Origin of the sequence: endosymbiont of Riftia pachyptila (vent Ph05) (assembly GCF_000224455.1) — a bacterium.
In the GTDB taxonomy this organism is placed as follows: domain Bacteria; phylum Pseudomonadota; class Gammaproteobacteria; order Chromatiales; family Chromatiaceae; genus Endoriftia; species Endoriftia persephonae.
Genome location: NZ_AFOC01000087.1, coordinates 1 through 15,828, shown reverse-complemented (window position 1 = coordinate 15,828; position 15,828 = coordinate 1). Strand labels below are relative to the sequence as shown.

Genomic DNA, 15,828 nt, shown 5'->3' with positions numbered 1-15,828 from the left:
TGCAGGGATGACAGCAAAAAACCTCGATTATTTTCCTCTGGTTGCTTGAATAGCTGGAGGCTTCTTCTTTACCATTTGTGAACAACTAAAATCGTTGGAGAATTTCTGGTTTATCTCCCGCATCACAGGCTGTGCTGCCACTGAAATGATCAGCGCTCCGCTGGCGGATGCCACACCAGAATCCGTAGTAGACTCACAACAAGCAATAATCCGGATCATGACTGAAACAAATCACACCGAGGAGTGGGCTGCTCTGCAGGAGCATTGGGAAGAGATTGCACCGATTCAGATGCGGGATCTGTTTGCCGAACACCCGGAGCGTTCCGAGCAGTTTTTGTTGCGCAGCTGCGGGATCCTGCTCGATTACTCGAAAAACCGCATTACGCCCAAGAGCATGCAATTGTTACTCGATCTGGCGCGACGGGTCGATGTGGACGGCTGGCGCCGACGCATGTTTTCAGGTGACCGCCTGAATAACACCGAAGACCGGGCAGTGTTGCATGTGGCGCTGCGTAATCGCAGCAACAGGCCGATCTGGGCCGATGGCGAGGATGTGATGCCACAGGTCAATGCGGTGTTGGAGAAGATGGAGGTCTTCTCCGAATCGGTCCGTTCGGGGAGCTGGAAAGGCTTCACCGGGCGCGAAATCACCGATGTGGTGAACATCGGTATCGGTGGCTCCAATCTCGGGCCGCTGATGGTGTGTGAGGCGCTGAAGCACTATCAGCGCCCCGACCTGCGTGTCCATTTTGTCTCCAATGTGGATGCGACGCACCTGATCGAGACGCTGAAGTGGCTCGACCCGGAGACCACCCTGTTCATCGTTGCTTCCAAGACCTTCACCACCCAGGAGACCCTAACCAACGCCTTTACCGCCCGCAGCTGGCTGCTCGAATCGCTGGCTGATGAGCGGGCGGTGGCCAGTCACTTTGTGGCGGTCTCGACCAATGCCGCGAAGGTTGCCGAGTTTGGTATCGATACCGCAAATATGTTCGAGTTCTGGGACTGGGTGGGTGGCCGTTACTCACTCTGGTCGGCGATCGGGCTGCCGATCGCCATCGCCATCGGCATGCAGCGCTTCTATGAGCTGCTCGATGGCGCCCACGAGATGGACGAACACTTCTTGAATGCCGATCTGTCGGAGAATATGCCGGTGGTGATGGCGCTGCTTGGGGTCTGGTACAACGACTTCGCCAAGGCCAGAACCCAGGCGATTCTTCCCTATGATCAGTATTTGCGCTATCTGCCTGACTATCTGCAGCAGGCTGATATGGAGAGCAACGGCAAGCGGGTCACCCGCTTTGGTCGGCCGGTGGGTTACCCCACCGGGGCGGTAGTCTGGGGTACTGCCGGCACCGATGGTCAACACGCCTTCTATCAGCTGATCCACCAGGGCACGCAGATGATCCCCTGTGACTTCATCGCTCCGGTCAACAGCCATAATGAGTCGGGTGATCACCACCAGAAGCTGATCGCCAACTGCTTGGCACAGACAGAGGCGCTGATGCGTGGCAAGACCCGCAGCGAGGTACGCGAGGAGCTTGAGGCAAGCGGTATGGAGGCAGAACAGATCGTCGATCTGCTGCCGCACAAGATCTTTCCCGGCAACCGGCCCAGCAACACCCTGCTGATCGACAAGATCACGCCGCAGCGGCTGGGTTCGCTGGTCGCCCTCTATGAGCACAAGATCTTTGTGCAGGGGGTGATTTGGCGGGTCAACTCCTTTGACCAGTGGGGCGTGGAACTGGGCAAACAGCTGGCCGGGGTGATCCTCAACGAGCTGCTGGATGAGGGTGTCAATGCCGAGCACGATAGCTCCACCCGTGGCCTGGTCGACTATTTCCGGCGCCACCGCCCACGCAGCCGCAAGTCTGATTAGATCTTGCGAAGGGGGTGGCGGCGCCTCGCCGCGAGAGCCCTGACCAAGCGCTGCGCAGGCGTGGTGTCTACGATTCGTTCAGAGGCTTCTTAACCTTCCGGCTTCAGCACAATGGCCCCGAGCGGTGGCAGCCGCAGCACTGTGGAGTGGGGCTGGTTCATCCAGGGTAGTTGTTCCGCCTGAATCTGCCCGTCGTTGCCGAGGTTGCTGCCGGCGTAGAATTTGGAGTCTGAATTGAGGATCTCGCGGTAGCTGCCGGCTTGCGGCAGGCCGATGCGGTAGTTCTCCCGTGGCACCGGGGTGAAGTTGAGGATCACCACGAGCTGGCTGCCATCCGTGCCCTTGCGCAGATAGCTGAGTACCGACTGGGAGCTGTCGTGGCAGTCGATCCACTCAAATCCGCTCGACTCGAAGTCGAGTTGATGTAGCGCAGGCTGTTCCCGGTAGAGTCGGTTGAGATCGCCCACCAGCTGACGCAGCCCGCCGTGGAAGTGGGTGTCGGTGAGCACCCAGTCGAGACTGCTGGCCTCATTCCATTCGTTGATCTGGCCGAACTCGTTGCCCATGAAGAGCAGCTTCTTACCGGGGTAGGTGAACATGTAGGTGTAGAGCTGGCGCAGGCTGGCAAAGCGACGCCACTCATCCCCCGGCATCTTGTTGATCATCGAGCCCTTGCCGTGCACCACCTCGTCGTGGGAGAAGGGCAGCATGAAGTTCTCGGTGAAGCTGTAGAGCAGGCCGAAGGTGAGCAGGTCGTGGTGGTAGTGGCGGTAGACCGGATCCTTCGACATGTAGGAGAGGCTGTCTGCATCCAGCCCATGTTCCACTTCATGCTGAACCGAGCCCACCGAGCCAGGTAGGGCGTGACACTTGCGGCCAGGCGGTGGACTCTTCGGCGATCATCAGGCTGCCGGGGTGGAGTTCATGGGTGACACTGTTGAGTTCGTGCAGGAAATCGACTGCCTCCAGGTTCTCCCGGCCGCCATGTTTGTTGGGGATCCAGTCGCCTGCTTCGCGTGAGTAGTCGAGGTAGAGCATGGAGGCCACCGCATCGACTCGCAGCCCGTCGATGTGGAACTCTTCCAGCCAGTAGACGGCGCTGGAGATGAGGAAGTTGCGTACCTCGTTGCGGCCAAAATTAAAGATCAGGGTGCCCCAGTCCTGATGCTCACCCTGACGTGGGTCTTCATGCTCGTAGAGCGCCGAACCGTCGAAGCGCGCCAGTGCGTGACGATCCCGCGGGAAGTGGGCTGGCACCCAGTCGAGGATCACGCCAATGCCGTGCTGGTGCAGATGGTCAACGAAGTAGCGGAAGTCGTCGGGGCTGCCGAAGCGGCTGGTGGGGGCGAAGTAGCCGGTGGTCTGGTAGCCCCAGGAGGCATCCAGCGGGTGCTCGGTGATCGGCAGCAGCTCGATGTGGGTGAAGCCAGTCTGTTGAACGTAGTCGCAGAGGCGATGGGCCAGCTCCCGATAGTTGAGGAAATCGCCGTTTTCATCGCGCTGCCAGGAGCCGAGATGGACCTCATAGACCGACATCGGCTGGTGTTGCCAGTCGAAGCTGCGGCGTGATTCCAGCCAGCCCTGGTCCTGCCACTGATAGGTTTCAGCGCAGATGATGCCTGCGCTCTCCGGTCGCAGCTGGAAGGCGTTGCCGTAGGGGTCGCTGCGCAGGCTGATCTCTCCGGAGTGGGTGCGGATCTCGAACTTGTAGAAGTGGCCACTGCCGATGCCGGGGATGAACAGCTCCCAGATACCAGTGCTGCCGCGTACCCGCATCGAATGGGTGCGCCCGTCCCACTGGTTGAAGTCGCCGACCACCGAGACCCGTTGCGCGATGGGGGCCCAGACGGAGAAGAGCACGCCGTCGATGCCGTCCGCCTGCCACGGATGGGCGCCCAGGAAGCGGTAGGCGTGGCGGTGGCGTCCCTCGCCGAACAGATGCAGGTCGAAGTCCGGCAGCTGTGGGGTAAAGCAGTAGGGGTCGTATTGCTGATGGCGTGCGCCCTGTTCATCGAACCATTCGAGCTGGTAGCGTTCGGGGAGTTTGGTGGCCTTGAATTTGCCGCGAAACAGGTCGGTGCCTTCGATTCTTTCCAGGGGCTCATCAATGTCACTCAGGGTCACCTTCCTGGCGCGAGGCAGAAACACGGTGACCTCGACTTTTTTGCCTGTGAGATGTCGCCCAAGCACCTCAAAAGGGTCGTGGTGACGCGCCTCGATAATACGTTGCAGGGGTTCAGCAACAGTGGCCTTGATCACTTGTGTCATGGAAGAAATTCCGCCTTTTCCGGTACGCTTGAAAGGGTGCATGATGGTACCATACCGCCATGCCAATACGACGCCTTGTTGATATTTCGCTGTGCAGAGTACCCGGTCATGGAGGGAAGTCTAATGTCCGACCAGAATCCACGTTTTGTTAGTCGCCTGACGCGCAACACCCTCGCCCTGATCCTTGCCGGAGGGCGCGGTTCCAGGCTTAAGCATCTGACGAAATGGCGTTCCAAACCTGCTGTCCCCTTCGGTGGCAAATTTCGCATCATCGACTTCCCGCTCTCCAACTGTATCAACTCCGGTATTCGCCAAATTTGTGTGCTGACCCAATACAAGGCGCATTCACTGATTTTGCACGTCCAGCGTGGCTGGGGGTTTCTGCGTGGCGAGTTCGGCGAGTATGTGGAGCTGCTGCCGGCGCAGCAGCGGATCGAGAACAACTGGTATGAGGGGACTGCTGACGCGGTTTATCAGAATCTCGATATCCTGCGCTCACACAACCCCGATTACGTACTAATCCTGGCCGGCGATCACATCTATAAGATGGACTATGGTGCGATGATTGCCGAGCATGTGGAGTCGGGTGCGGATTTGACCGTCGGCTGTATCGAGGTCGATCTGGAGACGGCCAAGGCGTTCGGCGTGATGGCGGTGGATGCGGAGAGCCGCATCCTCGAGTTTCAGGAGAAGCCGGAACATCCCAAGCCAATGCCCGGGCGTGACAGTACGGCGCTGGCCTCCATGGGCATCTACGTCTTCAACACCAAATTCCTCTACGAACAGCTGATCAAGGATGCTGACACCGCGGGTTCCTCGCGGGATTTTGGCAAGGACATCATCCCCAAGGTGATCAAAGAGTACCGCATCCGCGCCTATCCGTTCCGCGATGTGGAGAGCGGAGAGCAGGGCTACTGGCGCGATGTGGGCACCATCGACTCCTTCTGGGCGTCAAATCTGGAGCTGACCGGGGTGACGCCGCCGCTGAACCTCTATGATCATACTTGGCCGATCTGGACCTATCAGGAACAGCTGCCACCGGCCAAGTTTGTCTTCGATGACGAGGAGCGCCGCGGCATGGCAGTGGACTCTCTGGTCTCTGGCGGGTGTGTCATCTCCGGTTCTCAGGTGAAGAACTCTCTGCTGTTCTCCAATGTTCGAATCAACTCCTTCACCGAGGTGGAGAAGTCGGTGATCCTGCCCGACGTCAATATCGGTCGTAACTGCCGCATCCGCAATGCGGTTATCGACCGGGGCTGCGAGATTCCCGAAGGTACCATCATCGGTGAAGATCCGGTCGCGGATGCCGAGCGTTTTTACGTCTCCGAAGGTGGGGTGGTGCTGGTAACGCCGGATATGCTTGGGCAGGTTCTGCGCTATGTCCGCTGAGAGAGAACGCCTCAATGTTGTTCTCTGTTGGCACATGCACCAGCCCTACTACAAAGGGCCGGAGCAAAGCGACTACCATCTGCCCTGGGTCTATCTGCATGGCATCAAAGACTACTCCGACATGGCGGCGCATCTGGAGTACAATCCGGATGCCCGGGCGGTGGTCAACTTTGCGCCGGTGCTGCTGGAGCAGATCGACGACTATGCCGGGCAGACCCGTGACTGGCTCGAAAAGGGCACCCTGATCCGCGATCCGCTACTGGCGGCGCTGGCCGGCCCCGGCCTGCCGCTCGATCTGGAGTCGCGCACAGAGCTGATCTCCGCCTGCCTGCGGGCCAATGAGAGGCACCTCATCAAACGCCACAAGCCGTTCGAACGGCTCGCTGAACTGGCACGCCGGATGCTTGAGGATGATCAGTACGTTAGCTACCTCAACGACCAGTTTCTGGCCGATCTGCTGATCTGGTACCATCTGGCCTGGATCGGTGAGTGTCTGCGGGATCCAGATATTCGGGTGCGTTCGCTGCAGGCCAAGGGGCACGGTTACAGTGTGGCCGACCGGCGCGCACTGGTGGAACTGATCAGCGAGGTGCTGGGCGGAATCGCCGAACGCTACCGCAAGCTTGCCAAGTCGGGGCGGGTTGAGCTCTCGGTCACCCCTTATGCCCATCCGATCATGCCGCTGCTGGTGGAGATGGACTCTGCCAAGGAGGCCCTGCCGAAGGTGGAGATGCCGCAGTTGGCAGACTATCCCGGAGGTGAGGCCCGTGCCCGCTGGCATATCCGCAAGGGGGTCGAGGTATTTGAATCTCACTTCGGTTTTCGTCCAAACGGTTGCTGGCCATCCGAGGGAGCGGTGAGTGAACCGACCTTGAAGCTTTTGGAAGAAGAGGGGTTTCGCTGGGCGGCCACCGGCCAGCAGGTGTTGCACAATAGCCTCTGTGCTGCCGGTAAGGGCGATCAGCTGCCGGATAACTGGGTCCACTCCGCCTACCGGATTCACGATGGTTCGGTGAATCTGTTTTTTCGTGACGACGGACTCTCCGACCTGATCGGGTTTACCTATGGTGACTGGCATGCCGATGATGCGGTGGGGGATCTGATTGGCCACCTGGAAAATATTGCCGACTCCTGCCGGGGGAATCCCTCGGCGCTGGTCTCGATCATCATGGACGGGGAGAATGCTTGGGAATATTATCCCAGCAATGGCAGCTACTTCCTCGCCACCCTCTACGAGCGTTTGGCAGCGCATCCGCGTTTGAGAATGACCACCTTTTCGGACTATTTGAGCGAACATCGAGATGCCTCTCCGCGGCTCTCCAGCCTGGTGGCGGGGAGTTGGGTCTACGGCACCTTCTCCACCTGGATTGGTGATAAGGATAAAAACCGCGCCTGGGAGATGCTGGCGGATGCCAAGCGTGCCTACGATCGGGTGATCACGGCAGGCAGTTTCGCGCAGGATGAGCTGGCGGAGCTGGAGCGACAGTTGGCGATCTGCGAGGGATCGGACTGGTTCTGGTGGTTTGGTGACTACAACCCGGGCGATACCGTGAGCGATTTTGAGAAGCTCTTTAGGCGTCAGCTCGCCCACCTCTATGAGCTGCTGGGTGAAGCGGAGCCTGATTATCTCTCCCAGGTGTTTGCCTCTGGCAGCGGTGATCCGGCGCTGGGCGGGGTGATGAAAAAGAGTGATTGATAGCGTTATGTTGTGCCCGCCCTGCCTTCGGCAGTGACTGAACCCAACCTGGATTTAGCATGGATTTGCCGATAGATGAAATAGAACTCCTCGGGCGCAGAGTTGCTGACCCTATCCTGGGGCGCCGTCGCGCCGGCGTTCTGCTGCATATCACCTCGCTGCCAGGACCGGCCTGTGTGGGTGCGCTGGGCAGCAATGCCTACAATTTTGTTGATTTTCTCGCCGCCGCCGGAGTTAGCGTCTGGCAGATGTTGCCGGTCAACCCGACTCACGGGGACGGCTCCCCTTACCAGGGTATCTCGATGCATGCGGGCAATCCGCGACTGATCAGCCTGGAGCCGGTTCTACAGGCGGGCTGGCTCGATGAGCTGCCATTGGAGGAGGGGGTCCTCTCTGATAAAGGACGCTCATTTGCCCTCAGTCTGGGCTGGGAGGGGTTTAAGGAGCGAGCCAGCGACGAGGCACGTTCGGAACTTGAGCAGTTCCTCGCTGAACAGAGCGGTTGGCTGGATGACTATGCCCTGTTTCAGGCGCTGCGTGCCGAGCAGGGCGGCGCCTGGTGGGAGTGGTTGCCGCCCCTGCGCGACCGGGATCCGTTGGCATTGGCCCAAGCCCGTGCTCGGCTGGCCGATCAGATCAGCTTTATCCGCTTCGAGCAGTATCTCTTTTTCAGCCAGTGGGGGCGGCTCAAGCGGTACGCCAATGAGCGTGGTGTAAAATTGTTTGGCGATGTACCGATCTTTGTCGCCCATGACAGCGCCGAGGTCTGGACCCACCGTTCCCTCTTCGATCTGCTGCCGGACGGTCAACTGCGAGTGGTTGCCGGGGTGCCGCCGGACTATTTCTCCGAGACAGGCCAGCGCTGGGGCAATCCGCTCTACCGCTGGGATATGCTGGAGGCTGACGGGTTTGCCTTCTGGATCGAGCGGATGCGAACCCAGATGATGCTCTTCGATCTGGTGCGCATCGACCATTTTCGTGGTTTTGAGGCCTACTGGGAGATCCCGGCAGTGGAGCAGACGGCGGTCAACGGGCGCTGGGTCCAGGCGCCTGGGGAGAGGCTGTTTGCCGCCCTCTACAGGGCGTTTCCGGATCTTGAGTTGGTGGCGGAGGATCTTGGCATCATCACCCCCGAGGTGGATGCCCTACGGCGTCACTACCATCTGCCGGGCATGAAGATTCTGCAGTTTGCCTTCTCTGGGGATGCGGATAACCCCTACCTGCCGTTCAACCATACGGTCGATTCGGTGGTCTACACTGGTACCCACGATAATGACACCACCCTGGGATGGTATCGCAGTCTGGATGATGGCTTGCGTGAATATATCGATGAATACATGGGGCGCTCGAGAGAGGCGATGCCCTGGCCTTTGATCCGCTGTGCATTTATCTCCTGCGCCAGCCTGGCGGTGGTGCCGATGCAGGACCTGCTGGGGCTGGGCTCGGAATGCCGCATGAATACCCCGGGCACCACCGAGGGCAATTGGAACTGGCGTTTTAGCTGGGATCAGGTGGAGAGTGATCTTGCTGAGCGGGTCCGTCGGCGGGTGGTGATGTTTGGGCGACAGGTCGACCTGTAAGACTGTCGCTGTTTCTGATCGATTATTCAGATAGTTCCTACAAAACTCTGCGTGTAGTCACCTGTAGTGATCTTGTCGATGGCTCTAGATTTAAAGTCAGAGGAGGGCAAGATTATGTTCAGCTATTCGTATCATATTCCACCCCAGGAGCAGCTGAGTTACTTTCAGAGGATGGTCGAGCGGCTGACGCCACCGCGATCCTCCTATCAGCAGCTCCTGCGCAAGACCTATCTGGCTCTGTATGAGCATCACCTGCGTGAGCGGAACGAATCGATGGAGTTGGACTAACCGGAGTCATCCGACCAGTTCGGGTATTTCGTCTGAGGGCGGTGCGAGGACGCATTTAGCCAGATCAGGATTGGGAGAAAGGCAAAAAAAATCCGCTTCGACAAGGTCTGTCGAAGCGGTTTATACCAAAGGAGGATGGAGGAGATAAGCTGGCCGAGGTGATACTGCTTCAATTCCCCTCAACCAGCTTGGGGCCATTCGACCATGGGGGGTGGAGTGTCGTCATTGATATTTCTCAATCTTCTTGAATGCTCATTCATCCTCCTCCGGCCGGGCCGGATCCTCCATGGATGATGACTTTGTAGAGCTGCCAGCCAGGAACAGGGCGGCTACCCCTAAGCCCAACATGATCAGCAGGGAGAGCGCGATCAGTGTGGAAAACATGCGTTATACCTCCAGGCAGGCGCGATGCGCAGCACATCTTTTCATTCGTTCTCTGTAAATATATGTTACCGGCTCGAGAAGAGCATTCACCATCCCCCTGATGCAATAGAATGGTTGTCGCGTGAGTGATGGTGAATGATGTTTATGGACTAACCAAAAGGAAAATAAGGATGAAAAAGATGAGCTCACATCTGAAAGGTTTTGCTGTTGCCACTCTGGTAGTGGCGCTGGCGTTATTCCATTCAGCAGCAATGGCCTCAAGCTGTAAGGGGCTGAGTCAGTCCAAATGCTCGGCGAATGCCGCCTGCAGCTGGGTCAAGAGTTACAAAACCAAAAGCGGTAAAAAAGTAGATGCCTATTGTCGCGCCAAGCCTGGAAAATCAAAAAAGGTCACTGGTAGCAGTTCCAGCGGGGAAAAGGCTAGCAAGGCCAAGCATCCGTCTACATCTGGCAAAGCCAAGACGAGCAAAGATGGCAAGAAAAAGAGCGACAAGTCAAAGAAGTAGGCGATATTCTCCGACAGTGTCGGCAATCATTGCCGGCACTTTTTTCTTCCTTCCGATCGCTGCTGATTTGTTCCTGGCAGATCGAGCCGACTGCATTTAAGGGCTTCCGATAATCTTGTGACTGACAGTGATTTCCAGCGTCGTTTTGGCGGTATTGCGCGACTCTATGGCGAAGCCGGACTGGCGCGTTTTGTTGATTCCCGCATCTGTGTGATCGGCATCGGTGGGGTTGGTTCCTGGGTGGCAGAGGCCCTGGTGCGCAGTGCAGTGGGTGCGATTACTCTGTTCGATCTTGACCATGTGGCGGAGTCCAACACCAACCGGCAGTTGCCGGCTCTAGACGGCAACTACGGCCGCGCCAAGGTGGCGGTGATGCGTGAGCGGATGTTGGGGATTAACCCTGCCTGCCGGGTTGAAGCGGTGGAGGTGTTTGTCGAGGCGGAGAATCTGCAGTTGGTGAGCGATGCCGGCTTCGACTATGTGGTCGACTGCATCGACAACTTCCGCACCAAAGCGGCGCTAATCGCTGTCTGCCGACGAAAAAAAGTGCCGCTGGTTACGGTGGGCGGTGCTGGAGGCCAGGTCGACCCGACCCGCATCCGCCTAGTCGATCTGAGTCGCACCGAGCAGGATCCGCTGCTTGCCAAGACCCGTAAACTGCTGCGCAGGGAGTATGGTTTTTCGTCAAATACCAAGCGGCGTTTCGGTGTGGCGGCGGTCTACTCCGACGAGCCGCAGTGCTACCCAGATGGCAGTGGTGGGGTCTGTGCCAGCAAGCCGGGGGCGGGGGGTTCCAGCCTCAATTGCGGAGGTTTTGGCTCGGCGATGACGGTCACTGCTAGCTTCGGTTTAGTGGCTGCGTCGCATGTGTTGAACCGGCTAGCTGCTGCTGACTGAGCCGTTCTACCGCATGCCCAGCGGGTGACGATAGTATCGGCCAGGTGATCGTGTAGGCAGCGCCTGCTGGCGGTCAACTCAGCTCTATCGGGTTGATCGCTCATGATTACTCTTTGTGTGCCAGCGCCACGGTGTAGCTCTTGCCCTGTTTCAGCTTCTTGTAGTTGCCGAAGACCTCATTCAGGTTGCGTTTCATGTATTGGCGCAGGCCGTTGATGGTGACCAGATAGAGTCGTCCGCCGGGGTTCAGTCGTGCCCAGGCGTCATGCAGTATCAGACTCAGCATCTCCTTGCCCACCTTGGCGGGGATGTTGGAGGCGATCAGGTCGAAGCGCAGTGCCGGATCGATATGGGCGAAGCCGTTGCTCAGCTGGGCCCGGGCGTTGCCGATCCGGTTGCGGGCGGCATTGGCGTTGGCGTACTCCACCGCCATGAAGTCCTTGTCCACCATCAGGGTCTGGCCCGCTGGCGCCAGCGCCCCCAGGGTGAGGCCGATCGGACCATAGCCACAGCCGATATCGAGGCAGTCGTCGTCGGCTGCAATCTCGAGATGATCGAGCAGCAGTCGCGTGCCCTCGTCGATCTCCCGCGGCGAGAAGATGCCCCAGGTGGTGTGGAAGGTGAAGCGGTGTCCGCATAGCTCCGCATCGAATATGATGTCCTGGCGGTAACGGTTGAGTGTGTCTTGATCGAGCATGGCGGGGGAGTTTTGTCCTGTTTTGTTGATGAGTCAATCATTCACTGCAGATCATTGTGATGGTTTCAAGTATTGGCTCCGCCGAGTGGTAGTCCACCGGTACCGGCCAGAAGCCTCCGTCCAGCTCCAGCACCAGGGCGGGGAAGCTGGTGGCGTGCATCGCCAGGGCTTGGGTTATCTCCTGCTTGAGGATGGTGTTGATGGCGGAGTCGTTGAGGGCGACTTTGAAGCGGGCAGGGTCAAGGCCAATCTCTCCGGCCAGTTCAATCAGGGTGGCTGCGTCCGAAGGGTTTCTTGCCTGCTGATAGTAGGCCTGTTGGATCGTGCGGATCATCGCCTGTTCTTTTGAATCATTCAGACTTCGGGCGGCGATCACTGCACGGCAGGCCGGGTAGGTGGAGCGGCGTGGCTCACAACGGCTCCAGAAGTCAAAGTTGAAGCGGATCTCCGGCAACTTCTGCTCGATACGCCGCCAGGTCGCCTGCAGCTGCTCGCGCATCTCTGCTGCCATCGGGGCAGGGTTGTCGGGGGCCAGACCGCCCAGCAGCCGGATAAACCGGATCTCGGCTGGCAGCTGTCGTTGTAGTTTGTCGAGTACCGGAGCGAACGCCCAGCACCAGGAGCACATCGGGTCGTGGATGTAGAAGAGGGTGGTCATGGCAGGCTGTTTGTTGGGGTTATGCAGGGGGTAGTTCTGGTGCTGGCGTGGTCGGTACTCTCAATCCATTGATATTACACTTAGGTTAACTCCTTGATACCTGTTAAAATTAATCTTTATTATAACTTCAAGAGCCCAGTAACCGTGGCGAAACGCAGATCCAAAACCACCTCCCGCACGCAAGACCCCAATCAGGCACGCGAGGCGCGCAAGTACGAAAACCCGATCCCCAGCCGAGAGTTCATCATCGAGACGCTGAACGAGCAGGGGGCGCCGATGGAGCATCTGGAGATCGCCGGGGTGCTGGAGCTGACCGACGAGGGTCAGGTCGAGGCCCTACGGCGGCGGCTGAAGGCGATGTTGCGCGATGGCCAGCTGCTGTGTAACCGCCGCGACCAATATTGCGTGGTTAACAAACGCGATCTGATCGCCGGACGGGTAATCGGCCACCCAGATGGTTTCGGTTTCCTCAAGCCCGACGAGGGTGGCGAGGATCTCTATCTCTCCTTCAAGGAGATGCGCACTCTGTTCCACGGCGATCGTGCGGTGGTGCGGGTGATCGGTGTCGATCGCCGCGGCCGCACCGAGGGTGCGGTGGTGGAGGTGCTGGAACGTAGCACCCATTCGGTGGTGGGCCGGCTCCACTGTGAGGCCGGCGTCGGTATCGTCGCCCCCGACAACAAGCGCCTGAGCAAGGATATCGTGATCCCGCGCAGCGAGATCGGCGAGGCCAAACAGGGGCAGATGGTGGTGGTGGAGATCCTCGATCAGCCGACCCGCCGCACCCCACCGATCGGTCGTATCACCGAGGTGGTGGGCGACCACATGGGGCCGGGCATGGAGACCGATATCGCGATTCGTAGCCATGAGATCCCGGTGGCCTGGCCGGAATCGGTGGAGCAGCAGATCGCCGGTCTCAGCGAGCAGGTGGCGGAAGCCGACAAGGCGGACCGGGTCGATCTGCGTCAATTGCCGCTGGTCACCATCGACGGTGCCGACGCGCGGGATTTCGACGATGCGGTCTACTGCGAGGCCAAGCCCAAGGGGTGGAGGCTGCTAGTCTGCATCGCCGATGTTTCCCACTATGTAGCGATCGATACCCCACTCGACGTGGAGGGGCGCAAGCGCGGTAATTCGGTCTACTTCCCCGACCGAGTGGTGCCGATGTTGCCGGAGATCCTCTCCAACGGCCTCTGCTCGCTTAACCCCCGGGTCGACCGGCTCTGCATGGCCTGCGAGCTCTATATCGATCGCAGCGGCAAGATTATTCGCTCGCGTTTTTTCCCCGCGGTGATGCACTCCCATGCCCGCCTCACCTACGACAAGGTGGCGGCGATGCTCGACGGCGACGGCGCGCTCTGTGAGCAGTACGCCGATGTGTTGCCGCATATCCAAGAGCTCTACCAGCTGTTTCAGGTGCTGCATGCGAGCCGTGCCGAGCGTGGCGCGATCGAGTTCGACACCACCGAGACCAGGATTGAATTCAACGCGCAGAAGCGGGTGGAGCGCATCGTGCCGGTGATCCGCAACGACGCCCACCGCATTATCGAGGAGTGCATGCTGGCTGCCAATGTGGCAGCGGCGCGGTTGCTGCTGCGCAAGAAACTGCCGGCGATCTATCGGGTCCACGAGGTACCGCCGGAGGAGAAGCTGAGTGACCTGCGCGAGTTTCTCGGCGAGCTGGCGCTGAGCCTGCCCGGCGGCAGCAAACCCACCGCTAAGGACTACGCGACCCTGCTGGAGAACGTACGTGGTCGGGAGGATGCGCACCTGATCCAGACAGTGCTGCTGCGTTCCATGGCCCAGGCGATTTACTCCTGCGACAATGCCGGTCACTTCGGCCTCTCTTATCCCGCCTATACTCATTTTACCTCGCCGATCCGCCGCTATCCCGATCTGCTGGTGCATCGGGCGCTGAAGCATCTTTCCCTGGGCGGCAAAGTCGATGAGTTTGACTACGCCCTGCCAGAGTTGAAGGGTATTGCCGAACACTGCTCGACCACCGAGCGGCGCGCCGACGAGGCAACCCGTGACGCCTACGATTGGCTCAAATGCGAATATATGCAGGATAAGGTGGGCGAGTGCTTTGACGGTATAGTCACCTCGGTCAACTCCTTCGGTGTGTTTGTCGAGCTGAAGGAGGTCCATATCGATGGTCTGGTGCATATCACTGCCCTGGATAACGACTTCTACCACTTCGACCCCATCGGCCACCGCCTCACCGGCGAGCGTACCGGCACAGTGATTCGGCTCGGTGATCCGATGCGCATCCAGGTGGCCGCGGTCAATCTGGACGACCGCAAGATCGATTTTGTGTTGGAGTCCCGGGGTGGGTCTGATAAGCCTGGCGCGCCGAAGAGGAAGCGAAAGAGTCGCAAGCGCGGCAAAAGTAAGGACGCTGATAAGGCGGCTCCGGCGGCTGAGTCAGAGTCGCAGCCACAGGCGGCGGAAGAGGCCAAGCCGGCGAAGAAGAAGCGTCGTCGCCGCAGGCGCCCACGCAAAGAGGGGTAAGCGGCGGCAATGTCCGAAACCCAACTGATCATCGGCCTGCATGCGGTGCGCACCGCGCTCAAGCATGGCGATGCGGTGACCGAGATCCTGCTCGAGTCGCGGCGTCGCGACGCCCGTATCAAAGAGGTGTTGAATCTCGCCCGCCAGGCCGGGCTCAAGCCCCGCCAAGTAGAGGGCGAAGAGCTCGACCGGCTTGCCCAGGGCGGCAACCACCAGGGGGTGGCGGCCTACACTCGCGCCCCGGCGGTAATGGACGAGGCTTTTCTCAAGCAACTATTGGCCGGGCTCGATCTGCCTCCATTCTTGCTGGTGCTCGACGGGGTGCAGGATCCGCACAACCTAGGGGCCTGCCTGCGTACCGCTGATGCGGCTGGAGTGCAGGCGGTGATCGCGCCGCGGGATAAGTCGGTGGGGCTCACCCCGGTGGCCTGCAAGGTTGCCAGCGGTGCCGCCGAGACTGTCCCCTTCATCCAGGTCACCAATCTCTCCCGTACTCTCAAATGGCTGCAGCAGCAGGGGGTCTGGCTGATCGGCACCGCCGGCGAGGCTGAGTCAGAACTCTACCAGGCCGACCTGAAAGGCCCGTTGGCGATCGTCATGGGCAGCGAGGGCAAGGGCCTGCGCCGCCTCACCCGCGAGCAGTGCGACAGCCTGATTAAGTTGCCGATGCTCGGTGCGGTAGAGAGCCTGAATGTCTCCGTCGCCACCGGCATTACCCTCTATGAGGCGTTGCGTCAGCGCAGCTAGCCATCTGCACAAGAGGGTGGGGCGATAAGCAGAGGGCGACCCGATACAAATCCCGAGCGCTGGGCGCTGGGGGTATTGCTGGTCCTGGCGGCGCTGCTGCTGGTTAATTTCCTCCTGTTCGCGCTGACGCGGCGTCTGAACTTCGATGAGAGCCTTGCCCTACACGCCGGCTGGTTGTCGTTCAATGAGGTTCCTGCCCAACCCTTCTTCTATATGCCGTTCAGTCTTGTGTTGGGATGGCTGGCGACCCTGATCGAGGATCCGGGAAGGCTGTTTGTCACTCTGCGACTGGCAGCGGTGTTGTCGCTGCTTCTGGTGTTGTTGCTGC

Annotated in this window: 12 protein-coding genes and 2 pseudogenes; 10 read left to right on the top strand and 4 right to left on the bottom strand. The window is 59.4% G+C overall.

The features are described from left to right. Positions 1-217 precede the first annotated feature (217 nt). Positions 218-1,879 carry a glucose-6-phosphate isomerase gene (gene pgi, locus RIFP1SYM_RS12805; RefSeq protein ID WP_240991579.1) on the top strand — a complete coding sequence of 554 codons (1,662 nt, stop codon included), beginning with the start codon at positions 218-220 and terminating at the stop codon, positions 1,877-1,879. Between the two features lie 89 nt (positions 1,880-1,968). Here the strand turns inward: pgi and glgB are convergent. Continuing rightward, positions 1,969-4,147, bottom strand: a pseudogene (gene glgB, locus RIFP1SYM_RS12800) (1,4-alpha-glucan branching protein GlgB). A gap of 123 nt (positions 4,148-4,270) precedes the next feature. On the opposite strand from glgB, the gene glgC reads away from it, so the two are divergent. The 4 genes from glgC (at position 4,271) to RIFP1SYM_RS18270 (ending at position 9,100) form a co-directional block, all read left to right on the top strand. Next, a complete protein-coding gene (gene glgC, locus RIFP1SYM_RS12795; RefSeq protein WP_006473923.1) occupies positions 4,271-5,536 on the top strand; it encodes a glucose-1-phosphate adenylyltransferase in 1,266 nt (421 codons plus the stop codon). Further along, positions 5,526-7,232, top strand: coding sequence for a glycoside hydrolase family 57 protein (locus tag RIFP1SYM_RS12790; protein ID WP_039960477.1), 1,707 nt, complete (start codon positions 5,526-5,528; stop codon positions 7,230-7,232). Before glgC ends, RIFP1SYM_RS12790 begins: the two co-directional genes overlap by 11 nt. A 59-nt stretch (positions 7,233-7,291) precedes the next feature. After that, positions 7,292-8,812, top strand: coding sequence for a 4-alpha-glucanotransferase (gene malQ, locus RIFP1SYM_RS12785; protein ID WP_005965378.1), 1,521 nt, complete (start codon positions 7,292-7,294; stop codon positions 8,810-8,812). A 114-nt stretch (positions 8,813-8,926) separates the two neighbouring features. Further along, positions 8,927-9,100 carry a hypothetical protein gene (locus tag RIFP1SYM_RS18270; RefSeq protein ID WP_240991578.1) on the top strand — a complete coding sequence of 58 codons (174 nt, stop codon included), beginning with the start codon at positions 8,927-8,929 and terminating at the stop codon, positions 9,098-9,100. 252 nt (positions 9,101-9,352) lie between these two features. On the opposite strand, the gene RIFP1SYM_RS12780 is transcribed toward RIFP1SYM_RS18270, so the two are convergent. Beyond that, a complete protein-coding gene (locus RIFP1SYM_RS12780) occupies positions 9,353-9,484 on the bottom strand; it encodes a hypothetical protein (RefSeq protein ID WP_005965374.1) in 132 nt (43 codons plus the stop codon). Between the two features lie 170 nt (positions 9,485-9,654). On the opposite strand from RIFP1SYM_RS12780, the gene RIFP1SYM_RS12775 reads away from it, so the two are divergent. Both RIFP1SYM_RS12775 and tcdA read left to right on the top strand, forming a co-directional pair. Further along, positions 9,655-9,990, top strand: coding sequence for a hypothetical protein (locus RIFP1SYM_RS12775; RefSeq protein WP_006473920.1), 336 nt, complete (start codon positions 9,655-9,657; stop codon positions 9,988-9,990). Between the two features lie 117 nt (positions 9,991-10,107). Beyond that, positions 10,108-10,887, top strand: coding sequence for a tRNA cyclic N6-threonylcarbamoyladenosine(37) synthase TcdA (gene tcdA, locus RIFP1SYM_RS12770; RefSeq protein ID WP_005965370.1), 780 nt, complete (start codon positions 10,108-10,110; stop codon positions 10,885-10,887). Positions 10,888-10,993: 106 nt separating this feature from the next. Here tcdA and RIFP1SYM_RS12765 read toward each other — a convergent pair whose 3' ends face one another. Both RIFP1SYM_RS12765 and RIFP1SYM_RS12760 read right to left on the bottom strand, forming a co-directional pair. Then, positions 10,994-11,584, bottom strand: coding sequence for a class I SAM-dependent methyltransferase (locus RIFP1SYM_RS12765; RefSeq protein ID WP_005965368.1), 591 nt, complete (start codon positions 11,582-11,584; stop codon positions 10,994-10,996). A 37-nt stretch (positions 11,585-11,621) separates the two neighbouring features. Beyond that, positions 11,622-12,242 carry a DsbA family protein gene (locus RIFP1SYM_RS12760; protein ID WP_005965366.1) on the bottom strand — a complete coding sequence of 207 codons (621 nt, stop codon included), beginning with the start codon at positions 12,240-12,242 and terminating at the stop codon, positions 11,622-11,624. Between the two features lie 144 nt (positions 12,243-12,386). Here RIFP1SYM_RS12760 and rnr point away from each other — a divergent pair, with 144 nt between their 5' ends. The 3 genes and pseudogenes from rnr to RIFP1SYM_RS12745 all read left to right on the top strand — a co-directional run. After that, positions 12,387-14,753 (top strand): ribonuclease R, encoded by a 2,367-nt coding sequence (rnr, locus tag RIFP1SYM_RS12755; RefSeq protein WP_006473919.1) that lies wholly within the window; start codon positions 12,387-12,389, stop codon positions 14,751-14,753. 9 nt (positions 14,754-14,762) lie between these two features. Continuing rightward, entirely contained in the window at positions 14,763-15,500 is a 738-nt protein-coding gene (rlmB, locus tag RIFP1SYM_RS12750; protein WP_005965360.1) for a 23S rRNA (guanosine(2251)-2'-O)-methyltransferase RlmB, read from the top strand. A 75-nt stretch (positions 15,501-15,575) separates the two neighbouring features. Next, positions 15,576-15,828: pseudogene (locus RIFP1SYM_RS12745) on the top strand (hypothetical protein); the annotation flags it as partial.